20 protein-coding genes and 1 pseudogene are annotated in these 20,301 nt (G+C 48.5%); 12 read left to right on the forward strand and 9 right to left on the reverse strand.

The genetic code is table 11. The features are described from left to right. The 7 genes and pseudogenes from ACIDITHRIX25_RS85320 to ACIDITHRIX25_RS85345 all read left to right on the forward strand — a co-directional run. Positions 1-264: hypothetical protein (locus ACIDITHRIX25_RS85320; protein ID WP_213333497.1), on the forward strand; the 264-nt coding region annotated here is incomplete at its 5' end. Positions 265-290: 26 nt separating this feature from the next. Beyond that, positions 291-467 (forward strand): annotated as a pseudogene (locus ACIDITHRIX25_RS000000104350) (acyl-CoA reductase C-terminal domain-containing protein); the annotation flags it as partial. Positions 468-530: 63 nt separating this feature from the next. Then, positions 531-1,157, forward strand: a complete 627-nt coding sequence (locus ACIDITHRIX25_RS85325; protein ID WP_201733604.1) for an HAD family hydrolase — start codon at positions 531-533, stop codon at positions 1,155-1,157. Positions 1,158-1,266: 109 nt separating this feature from the next. Next, positions 1,267-1,575, forward strand: a complete 309-nt coding sequence (locus ACIDITHRIX25_RS85330) for an alcohol dehydrogenase catalytic domain-containing protein (RefSeq protein WP_201733605.1) — start codon at positions 1,267-1,269, stop codon at positions 1,573-1,575. Then, positions 1,569-2,471 carry a zinc-dependent alcohol dehydrogenase gene (locus tag ACIDITHRIX25_RS85335; protein WP_201733606.1) on the forward strand — a complete coding sequence of 301 codons (903 nt, stop codon included), beginning with the start codon at positions 1,569-1,571 and terminating at the stop codon, positions 2,469-2,471. Before ACIDITHRIX25_RS85330 ends, ACIDITHRIX25_RS85335 begins: the two co-directional genes overlap by 7 nt. Next, positions 2,472-4,061, forward strand: coding sequence for an NPN-dependent hydroxyacid isomerase, LarAH14/15/16 family (larAH, locus tag ACIDITHRIX25_RS85340; RefSeq protein WP_052605657.1), 1,590 nt, complete (start codon positions 2,472-2,474; stop codon positions 4,059-4,061). It begins immediately after the preceding gene. Positions 4,062-4,098: 37 nt separating this feature from the next. Then, on the forward strand, positions 4,099-5,034 hold the full coding sequence (locus tag ACIDITHRIX25_RS85345; protein WP_052605656.1) for a lysophospholipid acyltransferase family protein: 936 nt from the start codon (positions 4,099-4,101) through the stop codon (positions 5,032-5,034). 374 nt (positions 5,035-5,408) lie between these two features. On the opposite strand, the gene ACIDITHRIX25_RS85350 is transcribed toward ACIDITHRIX25_RS85345, so the two are convergent. Both ACIDITHRIX25_RS85350 and ACIDITHRIX25_RS85355 read right to left on the reverse strand, forming a co-directional pair. After that, complete coding sequence (locus ACIDITHRIX25_RS85350) at positions 5,409-6,200, reverse strand: GntR family transcriptional regulator (RefSeq protein WP_349632153.1); 792 nt, start codon at positions 6,198-6,200, stop codon at positions 5,409-5,411. A gap of 486 nt (positions 6,201-6,686) precedes the next feature. Further along, positions 6,687-6,965 carry a hypothetical protein gene (locus ACIDITHRIX25_RS85355; RefSeq protein ID WP_213333421.1) on the reverse strand — a complete coding sequence of 93 codons (279 nt, stop codon included), beginning with the start codon at positions 6,963-6,965 and terminating at the stop codon, positions 6,687-6,689. A 6-nt stretch (positions 6,966-6,971) separates the two neighbouring features. On the opposite strand from ACIDITHRIX25_RS85355, the gene ACIDITHRIX25_RS85360 reads away from it, so the two are divergent. Next, on the forward strand, positions 6,972-7,352 hold the full coding sequence (locus ACIDITHRIX25_RS85360; RefSeq protein ID WP_201732923.1) for a hypothetical protein: 381 nt from the start codon (positions 6,972-6,974) through the stop codon (positions 7,350-7,352). A 36-nt stretch (positions 7,353-7,388) separates the two neighbouring features. Then, positions 7,389-8,129 carry a hypothetical protein gene (locus ACIDITHRIX25_RS85365; protein ID WP_201732924.1) on the forward strand — a complete coding sequence of 247 codons (741 nt, stop codon included), beginning with the start codon at positions 7,389-7,391 and terminating at the stop codon, positions 8,127-8,129. A gap of 297 nt (positions 8,130-8,426) precedes the next feature. Here the strand turns inward: ACIDITHRIX25_RS85365 and ACIDITHRIX25_RS85370 are convergent, their stop codons facing one another. The 7 genes from ACIDITHRIX25_RS85370 to ACIDITHRIX25_RS85400 all read right to left on the reverse strand — a co-directional run bounded on the left by ACIDITHRIX25_RS85370 (position 8,427) and on the right by ACIDITHRIX25_RS85400 (position 14,891). Continuing rightward, a complete protein-coding gene (locus tag ACIDITHRIX25_RS85370) occupies positions 8,427-8,612 on the reverse strand; it encodes a hypothetical protein (protein WP_052607221.1) in 186 nt (61 codons plus the stop codon). Positions 8,613-8,706: 94 nt separating this feature from the next. Then, complete coding sequence (locus ACIDITHRIX25_RS85375) at positions 8,707-8,832, reverse strand: hypothetical protein (protein WP_268749173.1); 126 nt, start codon at positions 8,830-8,832, stop codon at positions 8,707-8,709. Between the two features lie 44 nt (positions 8,833-8,876). After that, positions 8,877-9,086 carry a hypothetical protein gene (locus tag ACIDITHRIX25_RS85380; RefSeq protein WP_201733607.1) on the reverse strand — a complete coding sequence of 70 codons (210 nt, stop codon included), beginning with the start codon at positions 9,084-9,086 and terminating at the stop codon, positions 8,877-8,879. Between the two features lie 134 nt (positions 9,087-9,220). Continuing rightward, entirely contained in the window at positions 9,221-10,009 is a 789-nt protein-coding gene (locus ACIDITHRIX25_RS85385; protein WP_052603992.1) for a type 1 glutamine amidotransferase, read from the reverse strand. 2 nt (positions 10,010-10,011) lie between these two features. Beyond that, positions 10,012-11,283, reverse strand: a complete 1,272-nt coding sequence (locus ACIDITHRIX25_RS85390; protein WP_201733608.1) for a MurT ligase domain-containing protein — start codon at positions 11,281-11,283, stop codon at positions 10,012-10,014. 447 nt (positions 11,284-11,730) lie between these two features. Then, positions 11,731-12,024 (reverse strand): hypothetical protein, encoded by a 294-nt coding sequence (locus ACIDITHRIX25_RS85395; protein WP_201733609.1) that lies wholly within the window; start codon positions 12,022-12,024, stop codon positions 11,731-11,733. A gap of 536 nt (positions 12,025-12,560) precedes the next feature. Beyond that, positions 12,561-14,891, reverse strand: a complete 2,331-nt coding sequence (locus ACIDITHRIX25_RS85400; RefSeq protein WP_201733610.1) for a hypothetical protein — start codon at positions 14,889-14,891, stop codon at positions 12,561-12,563. Positions 14,892-16,129: 1,238 nt separating this feature from the next. Between ACIDITHRIX25_RS85400 and ACIDITHRIX25_RS85405 the strand changes: the two genes are divergently transcribed. From ACIDITHRIX25_RS85405 to ACIDITHRIX25_RS85415, 3 genes are all read left to right on the forward strand, one after another. Beyond that, entirely contained in the window at positions 16,130-17,059 is a 930-nt protein-coding gene (locus ACIDITHRIX25_RS85405; RefSeq protein WP_201733611.1) for a LysR family transcriptional regulator, read from the forward strand. A gap of 206 nt (positions 17,060-17,265) precedes the next feature. After that, positions 17,266-18,180 (forward strand): SDR family oxidoreductase, encoded by a 915-nt coding sequence (locus ACIDITHRIX25_RS85410; protein WP_052604000.1) that lies wholly within the window; start codon positions 17,266-17,268, stop codon positions 18,178-18,180. A gap of 1,000 nt (positions 18,181-19,180) precedes the next feature. Continuing rightward, positions 19,181-20,269: a glycosyltransferase family 4 protein gene (locus ACIDITHRIX25_RS85415; RefSeq protein ID WP_213333498.1), complete on the forward strand. Its 1,089-nt coding sequence runs from the start codon at positions 19,181-19,183 to the stop codon at positions 20,267-20,269. The last annotated feature ends 32 nt before the right edge of the window (positions 20,270-20,301 follow it).

Here is a 20,301-nt window from a genome sequence, read left to right on the forward strand (position 1 = left end):
CCTTCGACAAATATTCCTGTCTATCAGGTTGCCTCGGGCTCTGCTAATCCTCTACGCTATAAGGTCCTTGTCGACCTAGTGCGAGAGTGGTTCCTAGAACACCCACTTTATGATTCACAGGGACAACCTATCCTGGTACCAGAGTGGAACTTCCCCGGCCGAGGTCGGGTCCAAAAACAACTCGCAAGGTTAGCTACCAATTTAGAATTCGCTGATTCGATAATTTCACATCTCCCCTCAGAGGGGAACGAGCCGAACTCGTAACAGACTTAGAGGAGAAGAAGGAGGCTATAAATAGAGCCCTTTCATACGTCAAGCTCTATGGCTCCTACGCGGAGACCGAAGCTATCTTTGACGTAAAGAACCTCCTTGCGCTTTGGAATAAGCAAAGCGCCTCAGATCAATTAGATTTTGCATTCGATCCGCGACTGATCAATTGGGACTCTTTTGTAACAGAGATTCATCTACCTTCAGTAGTCAAACACGCAAGAGTAAAGACGACCCCAGATCGCAAGTCCACTAGCGCTCGAGTGGATCGTACCACCTCATCCATATTGAACGATGAATTCAAAGTGGCAGCTTTTGACCTAGAGAACACAGTTATAGCATCCAATGTCGTCGATGCATATGCCTGGTTTGCAACAAAAGATCTCCCTCTTGGTAAGAAAGCACTTTTTTCGCTCGCGCTAATGGCTGAAGGACCGTCGCTGATAGCCTCTGATCGAAGTGATAGAGGTGACTTTCTGCGCAACTTCTATCGACGCTATTCAAAGGCAGAAGCGGCTCATCTCAGTGAAGACGCCAACGAACTCTTCAACTCCTACCTCCTAAAGAAAGCATTTCCTCGGGCTATCGAACGGATTCGCCATCACCGCAGATTGGGTCACAAGACGATACTGATAACTGGAGCACTCGACTTTGTCATAGCACCATTAGCGCCACTCTTTGACGACATCGTCGCATGTACCATGACGACCGATAGCCGTGGACGCCTTACCGGAAACTTAGATCAAACCCACCTACCGGGGAAGCGCGAGCCATTCTGCTCGGAGACTTTGCCGATAAATACGAGGTATCCCTCTCCAAATGCGTTGCATATGCGGACTCGTCATCCGATCTTCCAATGCTGGAGGCTGTTGGCTTCCCGGTGGCTGTAAATCCAGAACCGCGCCTACTAGCGATGGCAAAAAGACGGGGTTGGACGATAGAAAATTGGGAACGGCAACCAGGACATTCAAAACTACTCCTCCCGATTGGTAAAGCACGATGAAAGCTTTAGTATTCTCAAGATCTCCAACGAGGTACGCGGCGACGCGGACTCTTAGCGTGGTTAGTTCGCGTTTCAATGCGTCGGTCTCTCCCTTAGACTTCACAACTAACTTCGAACTACCAAATAGAAACCTTCCTTATCAACAATGCAAGGTACTTTTGAGCGGAATCTGTGGCTCTGACATATCCATGCTGGACTCATCTTCTTCTCGATACTTCGAAGATTTCACCAGCTTTCCTTTTGTCCCCGGCCATGAAATTGTTGCGCTTGCCCCAATGACGATGGGACTAAAAGGCGAGTGGTAATTGAACCGGGATTAAGTTGCATCGTACGAGAAATCTCGCCCCTCTGTGACTACTGCAGCGTTGGCGCTACCGACAAATGCATAAACACCATCTCCGGATCACTAAATAGTGGAATTCAAACTGGCTACTGCCATTCAACTGGCGGAGGATGGTCTGAGAACTTTATCGCCCACCCGAGCCAAATCCATGACTTGCCAGAGTCGATCTCAAATGAAGCAGCCCTCATGATCGAACCACTTGCATGTGCCATGCATGGAGTTCTGCGAGCTAAGCCCAAGGCCGATTCTGAGGTAGCAGTTATTGGCGCTGGAACCGTCGGTCAGATGACGCTCGCAGCCCTCTTCACCTTGGCGCCTGAGGCCAAGGTAAGTGCCTTAGCCCGCTACTCAAACCAAGCCGAACTAGCTAGTTCGTTCGGTGCCTCGATTTTACGTTCCAACGACGAACTACGTCGAACTGCAAGGCGAAAGTCAAAGGGTATCATGGTTGCCAATAGGGTAATGGGCGGCTTCGATACCACATTTGATTGTGTTGGCACAAATGAAACCTTAAGCCATGCACTCGAAATAACTAGACCTGGTGGCACTGTAATTCTCTCCGGTCTTCCTTCTCCGATGCGAATAGATTTAACTCCGCTTTGGCACAAACAAATCTCTATCGTGGGCACCTACGCATATGGTAGCGAAATCTACGAAGATAAGACGATACGAACATTTGAACTCGCTATTCAAAGAGCCAACTCGCTTGGCTTGGAGCGATTTGTATCGACAATTTATCCCCTCGAAGATTTCGAAGAAGCAATTAATCACGCTAGAAATTCAGGGCGCAGAGGAGCGACCAAGATCGCATTTGACCCTGCATCCAAAGTTTCACACACACCTCGAAAGGCATCCTAATTGAGTCCTAGACCTGGATTTATCCTAAATGTAGACAAGTCGTATCCGGGAACTCTCTTTTGGCACGGCGAAGGCTATCGAATTGAAAAACTTCCCGAAGGTTCATCTGTCATCTATGCACCTGAATCGCTACCATCTTTATCTGACCCTCTCGGGGCCATCGAAGATGCTCTGGACAACCCAGTTGGCGATAGCGATCCGTTGGATACCCTTCTGACCTCAGGGATGCGCTTGACAATCGCCTTTGACGACGTGTCGCTTCCTCTTCCTCAAATGGTCTCACCCGACATTCGCTCCCTAATAATTGAAGCAGTATTAGAGCGTGCGGCTAGAGCAGGCGTCGAGGACGTGGTGCTGATAGCTGCTTTAGCTCTCCATCGCCGAATGACCGAATCCGAACTTCGCCATGCGGTCGGAGATCGAGTTTATGACTCGTTTTACCCACGCGGTCTCCTTTTGCAGCACGACGCCGAAGATCCCAAGGGGCTTAGCTTTATAGGCCTCACGCCACAGGGCGAAGAGGTCGAAATCTCCAAGCGCGCCGCTGAAAGCGACCTGATAGTCTATGTAAATGTCAATTTAGTCTCCATGGATGGCGGCCACAAGAGCGTAGCTACTGGTCTATCTAGCTATCGGAGCCTAAGACATCACCATAACGTAAAGACAATGGTCCACTCTAAGTCATTTATGGATCGTCACAATTCGCAGTTGCACTCGTCCAACTGGAGGATGGGAGCAGTCATAAAAGAGGCAGGCATCAAGATCTTCCAGATCGAAACCACTCTAAATAACGACACCTTTCCAAAGCAATTCGAATTCCTCCAAAAGCGCGAATGGGAGTGGAACCTAAAAGACCGCGCGAAATTCATCACCACATCTAAAGCTCTAGAGGCCACTCCCCCATGGATGGCTCGTAATATCTTTCACTCCATAAGATCTCCCTATGGCCTTACTGGCGTGAACGCAGGTGAGGTAGACGCCGTCCATGAAAAGACGCTTGAGCGGGTCTACAAGCAACAACTGGTTCATGTCTCTGGACAATCCGACATATTGACTATGGGTTTGCCATTCATTGGTCCATACAATGTCAATTCGATCATGAACCCAATTCTGGTCTATTGTTTGGGACTTGGGTATTTCTTTAATATGTACAAAAACAAGCCTCTCGTGCGAAAGGGAGGTGTGTTGATAATGAGCCACCCCACGCGCAACGAATTTGACCCGGTCTTTCACCCTTCCTACATTGACTTTTACGAAAACGTCCTAAGTGAAACCACAGATCCAATTGAGATCGAGGCAAAGTACGAAAAGAGTTACGCTGAGGACCCCTGGTATATCCATCTCTATAGAACAGGTAACGCATACCATGGAGTTCATCCGTTCTATATGTGGTACTGGGGAGCCCACGCACTTGACCACCTCGGAGCAGTGATTATTCTTGGTGGCGACCCTAAGGTTGCAAAGCGACTGGGTTTCATGGCAGCAAGTACCCTTAATGACGCATTAGCAATGGCCTCGGCTTATGTTGGTACTTCTCCGTCGATTACACACTTGCACTCACCTCCTCTGTTGATGGCTCAAGTTGAATAATCTAGAATTCGAAAAGATCTAATACCAAGGACGAGCAATGGCAAAAATGCGTGGACTACTGGGCAAGATAACTATGCCCTTCCCACTTGGTCGGCCCACTTGGCCAGCCAATGTAGAAAGAACAATTCCCAAGTCAAAACTCGGTGCAAACTACGATACAGAATGGGCTAGAAGGTACTCAGTACGTCTTGTACGATCACTGATAACTGACTATGTCACTAAACCCGCGATAAATATAGTTGCTTCCCCAAAAGTGCTCGGTACCGATCGCCTAAAGGGTATCGACGTACCTGTTATCTTTGCCGCTAACCATGCCTCTCACTTAGATACTCCGCTTCTACTCTCGGTGCTTCCAGATGACTTTCGCCACAAGACGGCTGTTGGAGCCGGAGCAGACTACTTCTTTGACCGCAAATACAAGGCAGTCATCTGGTCATTCCTCTTAGGAGCAATTCCTATCGAGAGAACAAGGGTATCGAGAAGATCAACCGATTTAGCCTTAGAGATCCTGCGCGATGACTGGAACCTAATTCTCTTTCCTGAAGGCGGCAGAACCCCTGACGGTTTCGCAAGGGAGTTCAAAGGGGGCGTCGCGCAGCTAGCCCTAAAGACAGGCTCGACCATCGTACCCGTCTTCATAGGTGGCACCTATGAGGTCCTAGGTAAAAATAAAAAAGGCTTTAGCCCCGGTTCTACAGTTGTAAACTTTGGCAGGCCAATAAGTCCTAGCGGTTCAAATCCCCGTGATTTAACCAAAGAGTTACAAAGTGCGGTCAACCGTCTTGGAGATGAAGTCTACAGCGACTACTGGGACGCTGCGCTAAGAAGCGGAGCAAGTTCCACGCCGGACTTGGCCGACAATGGCGATAATTCCTGGATAGCAGAGTGGAATCGTCCCAGGTTTAGCGACACCTTTGAAGATTCAAAGAAAAGTCGTTGGCCAAGATTACCATTTATCGACAAGCCACTCTGATTTAAAAGCCTGCTAGAGAAAGACGAGCCGAGCCTTAAGGTCGACGTCGACATATTTATTATCCAATGTACTCCCAGGGAACGGCTTTCTCTCGGTTTAGGTAAGGCCAAATTACACGATGCCAGCTCGTTATTTATAAGGTCAGTTTTAAGGATAAAATCATCTACCCGTCGCTCTTTGGCTGTCTAGCGGTGGTTATCCCATCCACTTATAACCTAACTACCAATCGCTCCAAGGACTAACCCCTGGTTGATCCAAACTCTAGATACGAGGAGACTTATACTTGGACCTAACGCCTAATAAAACGAGGGACTGAGATAGCCTAAGGCAGTACTAATTGGTTAAAAATTGAAAAATCGGCGCCGAAAGAGCGGCTATGATTGCACTAGACGCAGACCCGAAGGAGCTATAGAATCTGGCTCACTAACCAACTCGGTAACAAATTCCGTTTTATGACCAGGAAAGACGGAGACTGAATAAAGTTTGGCCCCACCGTCTTCATCATAGGTAATCCTCTCACACCAAAGCGCCGGCGAGTCACGCGGTACTCCAAGCAACTTGGCATCGTCATGGTCGATTGCAATGGCCACAATTGTCTGCACCGCCCGACTCAGACGCTTAGCTAGATTACCCCGCTCCCCCAAAAGATCATACAAACTCGCCTCCTCCAGTTCAGGTATCGAAAACTGAGCACCAATTTGCGCCGGAACCCAAACTGTAACCCTAGCAAACGGATTACCATCGGCGAGGTTGATTCTCGTTATGACAAGCAACTCGCCCTCGCCGAGAATCTCCTTCAGCCGGCCCTCGGCGATCTCAACCCGTGCGGAGATAATCTTCCTGCCCGGTTTAACACCTCGTTCAGACATCTGGGCTTCAATGGTAGTGAAGCGCCCTAAGCTCTGACGTACCGGGTCTGAATTCGCGATCCAACCAAAACCCTGTCTTGAGTCAACAAGGCCCTCGCTTCTCAAGACATCGAGAGCTTTTCTTACAGTAATCCGACTAGCCCTATGAGTTCGTGAAAGGGCCGCCTCGCTCGGTAAGACCGAGCCACGACTCACCTGTCCGGACACAATTTGCGTACGGAGGCTGGATGCAATCTCTATATATCTGGGTGTTTTTTTGCTTTCTATATTCCCAAGATACCCAAAGTTGGATACAATTCCAAAACCGAGCCCTCAACAATCATTAAAAGCAAAAAAGTAAAAGCTAGGTTCTAATTTTAGCGTTACAACTTAGGCTAGGTACAAAAAGCGCCTAGGCGAGAGATTCTCTGGTTGGGTAGATTCTCTGGTTGGTATATATTCGCTCACCGACCTATAAGCAGCCAATCTCCTCTGTAGACATTAGTTAGCTGTTCAACTTCGAGATGCGCCAAAATCGTTTGGCTAATTTCCGAGAGCGCGATCAACTGTTGGCCACTCAACACATTCGCAAAGCAATGACAGACTGCTACGGCGTGGATAGGCTCCGCCATAGTGATTCGCTTCAGACCCTCTTCAGTGAGCACCTTAATCGATCCACGCCGATCGGTGCTACATATCCTTGCGAACAACGACGCCACGCACGCCATCCGGCTAAGCTGCTGAGAGGTACGACTGCGCTACCAGCCAAGACCGCTGGCGAGATCCATCGAACGCATCTGGTGGTCAGAAGACTTCGAGAACACAGCACTGGTCCTCATCGACCACCACGTCGGCACGATCAGCTGGGCGGGCGAACTCGTGGTCGAAGAGAAGGAGCAGTTTGTTGCTGGCAGCACAGCTCAAGATGTGAGTTACGGTCATCGCGCGCTTCGCTGAGGCGGCTGGTATACCTCTTGTCCTCACGAGCAGCCTCGAAACCGAAGCACAAGGACCGCTATTGCCCGAGTTCGAAAAGTTCCTTCCCGAAGAGTTCGTCGCGCGCATCAAGCGAGAGGGAGTCATCAATGCTTGGGAGGACCCGGCTTTCGCCGAGGCAGTGAGAGCCACTGGCAAGACGAACTTGCTGATAGGTGGTTTGACGACCGATGTCTGCTTGGTCCCCCAGCCCTATCGGCGAAAGAAGAGGGCTTCAACGTCGTAGCACTGATGGACACCTCGGCTGCTTGCACCAAAATCGGTGCCCAGAACAGCCGTGACCTCTTACTAGCCACGGAAATCGAGTTGATGACGGTGATACCCATGATCACCTCCATAATCTCAGGAACTACTAGAACCCTGCCTCTGGGGAGCTTTACGCCGCGTCCGGTGAAGAGGGTGTCTATCACGCCTTCGCCCAGGGCGACCTCCGCTAACATCGCCACCGGAACCCTCGTCGTATCTGCGGTGTGAGGGTTCCGGTGGCCCGAGATTCAAGAGGGTACAACTTTGCGTGATTGGCCCAGCGCATCACAAGAGCGAGGCTTCTTCTTGCCTGTAGCTGAAGCCCTGACAGTCGGCGTCGTGTTCGTCGCGGTATTGCTGATTGGTTATCACTCACCACGCCCGCGCGATGGCCGCGTCGACGTGGTTGGCAGTCCGGCATCCGTTCCGGCGCTAGTTCATCAATGTCAATCAAAGCAAACCGGGGGCTCTCGACCTTGTCCGGGCTCGCTCGAGCGAAATAGGCCTCGAGTCGCTACGCGAGGGACGGATATTCGGCGTCCTCACTCTAAGCAGCAATCCAACTCTCTACGTTGCCGGCGCCAACGGGCTGTCAGTGACATCTGGCCTCGAAACGAACTCTTACACTCGATGATCTCGCAGAGCGCTCCATTGCACACCGTCGACAAGTTGCCCCTACTGCCCAATGACACGTCGGGGCTACCCCTCTTCTATCCAGTCTTTGGCGTTGTAATTGCCAGCTACCTGTTCGGGATCGCGTCGGTGACTACGGGTCGGAGCCTCTCACCGACTGGTCGCTGGGCCCCGGCGTCCCTGCTTGCATCGCTACTCGCCGCATTATCAACGTTGATTGCTCGCTTCAGTACTCAAACCATCAACGGCCACGCCACTATCGTCTTCCTCTTTCTCCTGTCGCTTGTTGTAGGTGCGGAACAGCGATGTTCCTCGGTATCTTCAACACCTTTCGCGCAACCATGGCCACTGTGGTCCTGGTGCACTCGCTAGCGCGAGCGGGGGTCTGCTCCCGGCTCCGTGGCATCCTCGTTGGCTCGGAGCGTTGCGCGGCCTCTTGCTTATGAGTGTGGCACTTACTGGTATTCGCGACGCCGCCTACTTCAGTGGTGTTGGAGTGATCCACGCTCAATCTGTTCTGTCTGCGTGGTCAGTCGTACCGGTTGTATTCATTGCCATCACCCAAAGATTGATGGGATGGATATTCCAGTAATTCATTTCCACCTATTCTAGTAATACGTTTCCATCCATTCCGGAAACTCTTTACCAGTCTTTTGGAGTAGGTGAATATCAAACCTTTCGACCAGCTGACTTTCTTAGATAAGTCTCGGTTTCCGAACCATCAATCACGAATGCTCGCGAGATTCCGGATTTAGTGATCGCAAGTTGTGGAATAGTCAAAAGAGAGGCTAACGCCAGCGCTATTAGCATCGCGATGAGGATTAGGGCTTGTTGGCTCCCTGAAAGAGGGATCAATCTTCCCTATCCCCCCTAACGCCTAGGTTCTTCCTTAGCGACTCCAACAATTACTTAGCGACTCCAACAATGTATAGGTTTGAGCTTGCGCCTGCTACTTACGAGCAAGCTCGCGTTCTAAGAGGGTCACCTTTGCCCGTTCAATCGCTAAGTTCGCACGGTACTCCTTGGCGGCGATGCTAAAGCGGTCATTGGCATTGCGACAGGCCGCCCTTTCCAACCATCGCGATCCTACGCCAGAATCCCAAGTGCCCGAGGTAGGTGTCAAGTTCGAGTTTGGTCAGGGATTGGACTCTCACAACATCTCTCGTACTTTGCCTTGAACGAGAGCGTAATCGACGGGTTCGCACATGCGGAGAACTTGCCAATGGCACCGGTTCGCTTCAGTGACGTGTTCTGGGTGTAGCGCGCATTGAGTGGAATTCCTTCAACATTAGAAAGCTCGATAACTGCACCTTTGTCTATCCCCGTCATCAGCTAAACATAAGAACTTCCTCAGCACTCGTTCCTTTTATTTTCCTGGGTATACCGTTTCCATGACTCCTCTATCTTTGCCCTATCTTTGACTGAATTAGATTTTCCGACAAGGACTCTGAAGGCTAGAGTTATCAAACAGTCCTAGAGTTAGGTTGCGTTAACCGTCTCATAAGGGTGCGAACGGACCCCTTATTGCCTTGAACCTCTTTGATTCGCTCACGCCTCAAATTCTCAGCTTCGATACCTATATCGCGCCTTCGAAGCGACTCTAGTTCGAGTCCGTGAACCCTCTCCAAAAGTCGATCGGCTAGCGCAGGATTCCTAGCAAGAAGGGGCCCATGGGCATAACTTGCTATAACGTTATCCGACAAATAACCGTCCTGGGTGTCTTCGTATCTATTTCCAACCCCGCGGATCACACGCCCTAACGGATTACCATCCAATATCTCCGTCTGACCCCCATGGTTTTCATATCCACTTAACAACGCAATTCCAAGCTCCGACGACGCCTCACAGAGGAGCTCGCCGACACAACGCCGTTGGCGACCGCGCCGCGTAACGACCGGTATCAGGCCCAACCCTGGGACGTTATCCACGTCCGAGGTTGCAAAGGACTCCCCAATTATCTGAAATCCGGCACAAATGGCTAATATTTGACGACCCTGCTGATGAACCTCTTTCAAGACTCCATCTCTCCGCAGAGCATCGACTGCCGCCTGTTGGGGTCCATCCTCCCCTCCGCCTAGAACATAAACATCACCTGAATCATCTAAGCGTTCCTGAGAGTGGACCACCCTCAGCTCAGCATCAACTCCTCGAAGAGTTGCCCGCCTCACTAATATCTCAGCATTGCCCGAATCGCCATATGTGCCCAAAAGATCTGGATAGACCAACACCACTTTAAACTTGGACGTAGCCATCCTTAGACACCTCCGTTGATATTTGGGCGACTCGATACCCTAAGGGTCGATCTCGCATCCTGGAACGCGGTGTAGTTTCCAACGACGACAGCCTCAGAGCCAACGACGTGGCTCAGAGCCCGTTCGAAAGATTCAACAACCTCATGATCTACATTGGCATAGCTAAGACGAAGGCCAATATCCCATCGTCGATCGCCAAAACATATAACCCGACGGTTTGAAAAACGCCCGAAGTCTACATCGTAAAGCCATGAAGTATCTCTACCGTCTGCCACTCTGGCGTTGATACCAATTACGATGTCTCGCTCATCACTAGCTAACATATCTATCAACGCTTGCCAACCGGCTGGATTTTTAGCCATCAAAGTTGTCAGCGAAAGACCCTTATGTTCGATCGTGTCATAGCGTCCCGCTACGGTTCGAACCTTGGAAACGCTCAGGAGTGCATCCTCTGGGGATAGGCCCCACTCAATTCCCAAGATAGCTGCCAATGCCCCATTGCACGCATTGAAATGACCAGGAAGTCCGACATGGACTGTTCCGATCGCCGACTTATCCCTATAGAGCACCTCGCTTTCGAAGCTATATTTGGCAGTAGGCATTCGAAAGTCACAATCAATACAACGATAAAACTCATTTTTGCCAAACTCAAGCGCCGAATCACAGACAGGGCATACTGTCGAATCCAGTTTCCACTGATTACCAAGCGCAACACGAACTACTTTGTTGCAATTCATTGTCGCAAAATGTATGTGGGGATCACTTACATTAGCAATCACGGAAATTTCGGGATTTTGGTCGATCAATTTCTTCCAACGAAGCGCCAAGGATTTGACTTCACTAATGCGGTCCAACTGATCCCGTGAGAGATTCATGAGTACTAGCCACTGCGCGCCAGTACGTCGTGCGACTTCACCTAAATGCGCTTCGTCAACTTCAAGAACTCCGATCTTCGATTTATTCGAATTCTCCAAAGCCAAGGCTACGCCAGGAGTCATGTTATTTCCAGACGCATTAGTGAAGACCGGCGCAACTTTCGATAACACCGAAACACACATGGCTGTAGTAGTCGTTTTGCCGTTAGTTGCACTCACCAAAACAATCGACTTGTCCCTCGAGATGCGTTCGATACCACCTGGATCAAGCCGATTTAATATCAAACCAGCTACTGCTTCCCCTGAGCCCCGACCACTAGCCCTCGAAGCTCTACCAACAATTGTCGCTAACGGTCCGGCTAGGAATCGAGTAAAACCAGAAACTTTTCTCGAAATCAATTTTTAGGCAACCTTAATATCATCGAACATATGCCAACCCAACGCCTTAACGGTGCCTCATACGACTAGAGCATATTTACAAAATCACAACTTAACCTCAACAGAAGTAGTTAAACAGTCAGGTTGCACAATCGAAAACATCCGATCCACTCGATACTTGGCGGCGCAAAAGTTATACAGATCAATCTAATCTCGAGAAGTCATTGCCTCAAATATAATCACATAATTTACAAAAATATAAATGACTCCATCGTTAGAGATGCAGGCCTACCAACCCTCTAATAGGGCGTTCTGTCTCATTCGGCTCAGGAAGAGTGCGCCACCATCTTGAGCTTTGGCTCTGGCCAATAGCGGTCAACGTCTCTATGTGCCAATCAGTCGAATCTTATCTATTTAAAGACTCAACCTGATGGTTAAATGAGAGCATTTTTGATCAAGGCGCTAGGTTCAACACCAGTCATATCTTCCTTCATGCGGGTTCAAATTGCCATTTACAATGAAAAGAAGCTGACTATTTGCTATCGCAAAGACATAAAGACTCCATCGATCCAAAAAGATAACGACCTCAAAGTTAGATAGCTCGCCTTTAGATTTCACCCCTAAGCTCTCATCTACCTCCTTTACCGCTGGAATATTAGGGCGGTTGTCCCACAAGAGAAAGAACTTATACAAATACCGAACTGTCGAGGAGCGATCTTGTTCTTGTCTTTTGTCAATTCCCCGAAAATTCTCAAGATCCAAGGACCATTGTCCAGCTAAAATCCTAGGGGCTGTTAGCAGCGAACTTCCCAAGCCCTATCAACGTCTGTCAACGGCCATGAGAAACAAGATAGATGCGGTCCACAAAATAGACCTTTTATGGCAAATTGCTTATAATTTTAAAGGGCTACAAACACTCCAGGCGCTTGCTCGTTGCCCTTTGGAGAATTTTGTTACTTTTATAAAGCGTCACAAGCACAATGGCCAAATTGCTTAAGAGCTTTGGATTAACGATCCCATGCACTCCTTGAAAAAAGAGCTTGCTCAGTTCCGCTAATCGCGATTTCCTAGGGATTTATTCAATTGGTCGTCCCGCCCTAGATGCATCGCGATAGTGAGTGTCATTTTAGTTGAAGATGAAGAGATAAATTTGGTGGTGAACGATTAATCGTTCACCACCTTCGACCCACGGGCCATATTTCCCCTGTAACATGGGGCAGCTAATCCATTGAGCACCCCTGTGTGAAGGATAAAATCCTATCTAAAGATGGATCCTCAAATATAGGCTTTTGTCATTACTATGCAATTGCCGCAATTGGCGCATTTAAGTGAATTGAGGCAACTCCACCGTCATAGCTTGAGTTGAAGTTGAAGACTCCACCATCAGCCCCGACAAGGCTGTAGCCGTTCAACGGGGCGTAATACTTGATTCCCACTATTGGTGCATTCAGGTGAGTTCCACCAAGAGATCCTTGGAACTTAGCATCTCCAAAGCTAAAGACTCCACCATCGCTTGCGACTAACCAATAGCCTTGACCGGATCCACTGGATGCAATTCCAACAATAGGTGCATTCAGGTGAGTTCCACCAAGAGATCCTTGGAACTTAGCATCTCCAAAGCTAAAGACTCCACCATCGCTTGCGACTAACCAATAGCCTTTCCCATCGGGAGTCGATGCTATTCCAACAATAGGTGCATTCAGGTGAGTTCCACCAAGAGATCCTTGGAACTTAGCATCTCCAAAGCTAAAGACTCCACCATCGCTTGCGACTAACCAATAGCCTTTCCCATCGGGAGTCGATGCTATTCCAACAATAGGTGCATTCAGGTGAGTTCCACCAAGAGATCCTTGGAACTTAGCATCTCCAAAGCTAAAGACTCCACCATCGCTTGCGACTAACCAATAGCCTTGACCATCGGGTGTACGAGCTATTCCCACTACTGGCGCATTGAGTTTAACGCTAGCCATCGATCCTCTGAATGATCCATTGAAGGCAAAGACCCCTCCGTCCTTTGCCGCAAGAAGATATCCCGATTGGCTTTGCCCAAGTGGAACACCTGGGGTAAATCCAGAAGTATCAAAAGCTGGGGGTGCCGGATAAACGTTGCTTGGGAAAGTCCGCGGACTAGAGTCAGCAGTTGCATTGTAACTAGGGTCGCTATAGCACTTGGCGGCATATGCATTAAGTGCCGCCGGTGTTGCGCCGCTCCAAGAACCAGTGGCTACTCGCGACATTAGGCCATGAAGTCCACTGGCATATTCGGCGGCGCTAAAGGCACAGTGGCCCGGATCATTTACGTAAACTTGATTCAATAAGTTTGAATTACCGCTCGCCGCCACTGCATTAGCATAGGAAGTCTCATTCTCAGGTGGCACCAATCCATCATTGGTTGTATGCATCGTAAGTACCGGGATTTGTATATTCCCATTGAATGAGAAATAACTTTGCAGATAGTGCAACGATGATGGGTTTGCCGAAATCGGAGTTGTACCTTGAATTGAAGCCAAATCAGAGCTCAATGAAATTCCAGCAGCCGCATAAAGTGCCTGGACTTCAGCATAGTCTGGCGAATTAGCGAGCACTTGAGCGTAATTGACGCCGTTAGTCCAAGATGGATTACCGCCAGCTACAGACTCAAGGTCAGATCTCCCCGGACCAAAAGCAAAAGGAAAATCTACATAAAACATCCAGTCAGCTTGGCCTAAAAGAGCAGACTGTAGTCCCGATGGGGTGGATAAGTTAGGTGCAGTGGCACTCGATTGAAATGGAATTTCAGTAGAAGTAGGCGTGCCAGAAGGAGCTTGGGAAAACCAAGTCGGCACGCTACCAAGGGCAGCTACCAATGCTAAGCGCGCCGCGGTAGCTGCCGAGGAACTCGCCTTTGAAAGGGCTCCAGCCAAGATAGCATCGGCGCTTGCATAGTTGCTCGTTGCTGCTCCTGGTGAGATACCAGTCGTCAATAGAGACCCTGTTGGATCAAATAGCGTCTTAAAGGCAACCTCGGAATAGAGGGCTCGATTCCAAGCGGTCACGCCACCACCAACGACTCCACAAGCCGGCATAGCCCCAGTAAAGGTGGTCGGGTTTTGCTGCACTAGCGCAGCTGTAATCATTCCACCCAAGGAAACGCCAGTCGCATATGTAGCGCTAACCGCATTGGACGACAAAGTCTGGCCCAAAACCGCAGGGTCATTAGTAGCAATCAAGCTCTTAGCGTCATTGAGAGTCGTAATTTGATCCACAAGTGCAGCTTGAACTGCTCCCCATCCATTCTTCGCATAGCTCGAACCCGCCAGGGCATCTCCCTCTGCTAATAAAATTGAAGCAGTTCCCGCCGAGAAAGCGTCGACAGCGGTGAGCGGATTTCCAGAAAAGACATAACCATGACTATACAAAATCAAATTGCCATTGAAGTTAGAAGGTATCTGGATCAGCTCCTTTGACCCATCGGGGGCCACCGTGGTACAGGTACTAACCGTGGGCTTCGCTGAAATATTTGGAGTTGCCAAAGACGAAGTAGCGCAGGAAAAACTATTCGACGCTCCAACTGGAGTCGAATTTACCAGCGGAATAGATGCGCCAGCCAATAGCGCCAGGGCTGATAAAGACCCCTTCAAATGCTTCATATATTCTCTCTCATCTCTCTTATCAATAGTTTTCGAGATCACAGTTCTAGCACACAAAAAACCTCCAAATGAGGAAAATATCATAAAGATAAAGGCATCCACCACTGTTTACAAAATTACGTAACTTAGGATGTAATTGCTATTCGGGAATGATCTCACGGTAAAAATACGTATAGGCCGGTGATTACCCGCCATCTCAACAAGCCACATCGACACACCTATGCAACAACAAAGACGAAATACCTAGGTGACTCATCTAAATATCAATTAGCAACTTGGGCGAACCCACCAGGGAAACTACTGCATTTTAAGCACATAATAAACTCCTATTAGAGCACACAAGATTGCCTGGCCACGCCGGAGGTTTGCAAGCCTAAATCAGCATAACATCGCTCGATATCCAGGCAACATAGCGAATAAATGTCACAACAACTAAATCACCCAAATCACGGTTTTAAAGCTAGTTTGCGAAGATATTCCCTAGTAGTCACGACAGCGAGCACATAGGGGCTAGAAATCCACAGAGAAGGAAATCTCATCTTGGGATAGTAAAGATGTGGCTCTGGTCCTAACTTTGGCGGAAAATTTTCCCTCAATCGCGGATTCCAACTAGTTTTTAAATAATCTGAATCTACGAACACATCAACACTTTTCAACTGAAGAACCTTCAATTCCTATCTAAAGGTAATATTCATCTGACGAATAAGAGCCCGACCTATATTCCTCACTGAAATTCGCCACCGTCAAATCTCCCGTCAAAGCACAACTTCTTAAAAGTCCAAATTGAAAATTTCATATGATGACAGCTATATCAGAACAATACGTCCCAGCTAAAAAGAGTCCATGCTCAAGAAAGATCTCAAGAAAGATGCAGTATTCAAAGTCGATTCAATCAAGGAGGTCAACATAGGACTTTGGCAGTGATGTAAACTTATGAAACTAAAACACCGTTCGAAATGCCAGAACATCTCAAGCCCACCAAAGAACATCCGAGCAGCACAAAGAGGATAATCTTCCAGATCATCGAGAACTGTAATCTCACGATCCGCCAGATCAAAAAGAGGGCGACCACAGATAGACGTCCAGGCTGGCAGAGTAAAAAAGAAGGCCAGCGGGGGGAGCTGGCCTTCTTCTAATTTGCAAGCTGGAGGGGGGATCCGTTATCTTGCTAATAAACATAATAGTCAATGTGCAATTATCTCTCTATCAGTAATGTACGATAGCTAGAATCATATTTTATGATCGAATTACGGCAACTTCGCGCCCTCCTAGCAATAGAAGACTTCAAGTCCTTCTCACAAGCCGCCCATGCACTAGGAACAGTTCAATCTAATATCTCAGCCCACCTCTCGCGGCTAGAAGATTCTGTCGGTGCAATCTTAATCGACAGGAAGAGCGGGTCGTTGACGCAAGAAGGTCGTGCGGTAGCTTTACGTGCAAGGCGCCTCTTGACGGAGTTGGACGCCATCGATTCCGACATCTCCGGACTAAAAAATGACGTCAGGGGTCGGGTTAGGATAGGGATGGTAGGAACGGTTGCTCGATGGTTCGTACCTCCGCTGATCAACGAATTATCCCTTCGCCATCCCAACCTCAAAATAGAAGTTGCAGAAGGAACAACCTCTGCACTGGAAGCAAGAGTCTATTCAAATGCATTTGAGTTTGCAATCATGACTCGACCCACCAACACCGATGAACTGGCCTTCAGGGCCGCCTTTGAAGAACCTCTGGTGCTGATTACGACCAAAGAACATCGACTAGCAAATAGAGAGGCAATCACCTTGGCTGACCTTGATAACGAGCCACTTCTGCTGCCTCCCCGAGGCACCCAATTTCGTGACCAAATCGAATTGATCGCAACGCAAGTAGGTATCACGCTCCAACCTAAAGCAGAAATTGATGGGATACGGCTCTTAGCCTCCATGGCATTCGATGGGTTCGCACCAACCATTGCACCAACGTCTGCAATTCCAGACTTCATGGTCGAACGGTTAGGAATTGTCGAGATTACCGGACTGCCTCCCCGCAGAGTAGGGATAGCACGGCGAAAAAGGGTCGCGCATTCTGCGGCCGTCAAGACCGTTCTTGATATCGTAGATGAGTTCTTCAGTTCGTCCAAATTGGCCCATAGGTACAAATTTCCAAGAGGCATACGCCAGATACCTTGAAGATCCCTAAGCCAATCAGGCCTGAAAATCTCACCAGCACCTTCCGGTCGGACTTAGAAATGAGACGGGAAAAGCTGTTTGAGCGACATTTTCACTTGACCCTGATGTATTGTTTTGTGGCAAACTATATTGGATATTACCATCTAGTAACATAACGACCTCCAAAGCGGCTTTTGCCGCCTGGAATATCCCCAAGGAGTTAAAAAGTGGCAGGTATCTGCGAAGATCGAGTTGTAATAGTAACTGGAGCTGGCCGAGGCATCGGAAAAGCACACGCTCTGGAATTTGCCCGTCAAGGTGCGAAAGTTGTAGTCAACGATATTGGAGCCGAGGTCGACGGCAGTGGCTCGTCAATTGGACCAGCTGGCGAAGTGGTCGATGAAATCCGTGCTATGGGCGGAGAAGCGGTCGCAAACGGCGATGACGTCTCAGATTGGGAAGGCGCCCAACGCTTAATCAATAGCGCAGTCGAAGCCTTTGGCACCTTAGACGTTCTGGTAAACAATGCTGGAATTCTCAGGGACCGAATGCTCATCAATATGACAGATGCGGAATGGGACGCGGTCATCCGCGTACACCTTCGAGGAACCTTTGCACCAAGCCGATGGGCCGCGACCTATTGGCGAGAGCGCGCAAAGGAGGGCCACACCAATGATGCTCGTATAATCAACACCTCTTCTTCGAGCGGCATATATGGCAACGTCGGCCAATCTAACTACGGTGCCGCGAAAGCTGGGATAGCATCCTTTACGGTCATAACCTCCCAAGAGCTAGCCCGTTACGGAATCACTGTCAATGCCGTGGCTCCCGCGGCACTAACACGAATGACCGCCAACCTTGGCTTTGCGTCCAACGATGAGAAGCCAGAAGCCTTTGACATCTTTGCACCTGAGAACATATCACCACTGGTTGTTTATTTGGGCTCCTCCGCCTCCAAGGCGATCACAGGAAGAGTCTTCGATGTAGTGGGCGGCCATATAGACGTTGCTGAAGGATGGCATGGCGGACCTGCGATCGACAAGAACGATCGTTGGAGCGTCGAAGAACTCGCCGACCTTATACCGGACCTTGTCAACAAAGCGGCACGAAATGCTGACATGTCGGGCAGAATTCCTTCGTAACAGCGTCCAACTTTGCGCACTAGAAAACAATACAAGTCATAGCATAGATCTCGCCAACGACCAGCACCGGTCAACTCCAAAGCTGGTTGTTGGCGAGATCATCGCCTCATTACTAGCCATTACCCACTAATCATGCGCATTAACCCAGAGAAGCCTTAGATCGAAATCTAGCACCATGAGGATCACGGATTTAGGGTAATAACACCAAAGCTCATCCAAAAATAACTCAATACAATCAAGACGTGGCCTATTTAAAATATCCGCCTACTTGAAATATCTAAGGCTTCAATAGCCGCGACCTATCAATTGGTTCATTTCACTTCTAATTACCTTTATAAAGCCATCTGAAGACTTTTCGCAATAGATAGAGCACTTCTTCAAACAAAAACCATATTACCTAATTTACCATTATTACAATGTCATTGGTCTGGAATATATTGGTTCATTCCTCCCAATCTCCGAAGGATTCAACGCTGGAAAGTGACAATTTATCTGGCAATTCACTCAAGATAAATATGTGAAATAGCAAAATATAAAATTACTATAAATACGCAGACCTCTCTGAATTCGAAATGCTCAATTGCTCTGCTATGGTTACTATTGAAAAATAAGATAGAACTCAAGCATGAAAACAGGAGATTCTATAATCAAAATATTGACGATTAACAACCACAGCATAGCTCATACATTAACTCAAATTATAAAGCTGTGTCTAAAAATTAAACAACTTATAGCGGTCCCAGTGATATATGTGCGAAGCACACGATGCGCTCTGTTGCTTGGGCAAATAATGATTGTTGATCACTACTGCAAATAATCATAACAATTTATTGGATCGCCTTTTGCTATCAATATGCTCGTTAGTTGAGAATATATCCAAATCAATCATGCCCAGGCAACCTATATGTCTTCCCGCAGATCACTAGGCGAGAAGTTCATAAATTTATAAATACGAAGTAATATTATCCAAAAGATCATCCATTGTAATATGTAAAACAAGTTGAAATCAGAGAAGCAATTGACATTAAGGATCCTCATAAACTCAACACCCTGGTACGAAGTTGCACCCCGCACCTACGGTGGAATTGAGTCCTTTTGCGCAAATTTAGCAAAGGGCCTTGACGCTTTGGGGGCTGAAGTTGGAATCGTCTCGCCTGGAAATCTCAACATCGACGGCGATCACAATATCATCCATTTTCAGAGCCTTAGACAAAGTGCAAATCAAAACTACTCACAACCCGAACCACTCATAGCGCACCACAACGCATTTCTAGACGCGCTCAGATCGACCAAATGGGACTGCGTCAGCGACCACACGCTTATCGGCTCCCAAATGGCGTCACTTACCTCCACGCCTGCGGTTTTGACAGCACATCGAATCATGGATGAGCAATACCGGGCACTTTATGGTGCGATCTCTAGGCATACACCGATCGTTGCGATCTCCAACCGACAGGCCGAGCTGGCGGTAGACGTCAATATCACAACAGTAATTCACCATGGAATAGACACCGATGTCTATCGTCCAACGTCGCATCCCAGTGACGACTACTTGGTATTCTTGGGATCAATGACACAATTCAAAGGTGCTCATATCGCCATAGAAGCCTCTCGTCAATCCGGATATCCTCTTATAATTGCAGCAAAATGTCAGGAACCAGTTGAACTCAACTACTTCGAGGAGTTCATCTCTCCCAAGTTGGGAAACGACGTTACGTGGATTGGCGAGGTGGGCGGCCCAGACAAGATAAACCTCTTGGCAAACGCTAGCGGTCTAATATTCCCCGTAGGTTGGGAAGAATCATTTGGCCTTGTGATCATTGAGGCTCTCAGCTGTGGAACGCCTGTCATAGCGTTCAATCGAGGCGCTGTTCCCGAAATCATCACCAACGAAAGAACCGGATATGTGACCCAAGATCTCAAGTCAATGGTGAAGGCCATAGAACACATCGATCAAATCTCTCGTTCCACATGTCGAAAGGAGGCTCTAGAACGATTTGACTATAGAGCCATGGCATCTAGCTATTTAGCCACCTTCACCAAATCCATCGCGCGTTACCATTCTACCAATATGCTCCAAAACTTATAGTTGGAAGGTAAAATCCCCTTTACCGTCCTCCC

This window comes from Acidithrix sp. C25 (assembly GCF_904848545.2).

Bases quoted from the DNA above. Each gene is read 5' to 3' on its own strand.
- ACIDITHRIX25_RS85385 (WP_052603992.1), bottom strand. From the start codon at position 10,009: ATGGCTACGTCCAAGTTTAAAGTGGTGTTGGTCTATCCAGATCTTTTG.
- ACIDITHRIX25_RS85345 (WP_052605656.1), top strand. From the start codon at position 4,099: ATGGCAAAAATGCGTGGACTACTGGGCAAGATAACTATGCCCTTCCCA.
- ACIDITHRIX25_RS85400 (WP_201733610.1), bottom strand. From the start codon at position 14,891: ATGAAGCATTTGAAGGGGTCTTTATCAGCCCTGGCGCTATTGGCTGGC.
- ACIDITHRIX25_RS85330 (WP_201733605.1), top strand. From the start codon at position 1,267: ATGAAAGCTTTAGTATTCTCAAGATCTCCAACGAGGTACGCGGCGACG.
- ACIDITHRIX25_RS85380 (WP_201733607.1), bottom strand. From the start codon at position 9,086: ATGACGGGGATAGACAAAGGTGCAGTTATCGAGCTTTCTAATGTTGAA.
- ACIDITHRIX25_RS85405 (WP_201733611.1), top strand. From the start codon at position 16,130: ATGATCGAATTACGGCAACTTCGCGCCCTCCTAGCAATAGAAGACTTC.
- ACIDITHRIX25_RS85355 (WP_213333421.1), bottom strand. From the start codon at position 6,965: ATGACTCCCTCTCGCTTGATGCGCGCGACGAACTCTTCGGGAAGGAAC.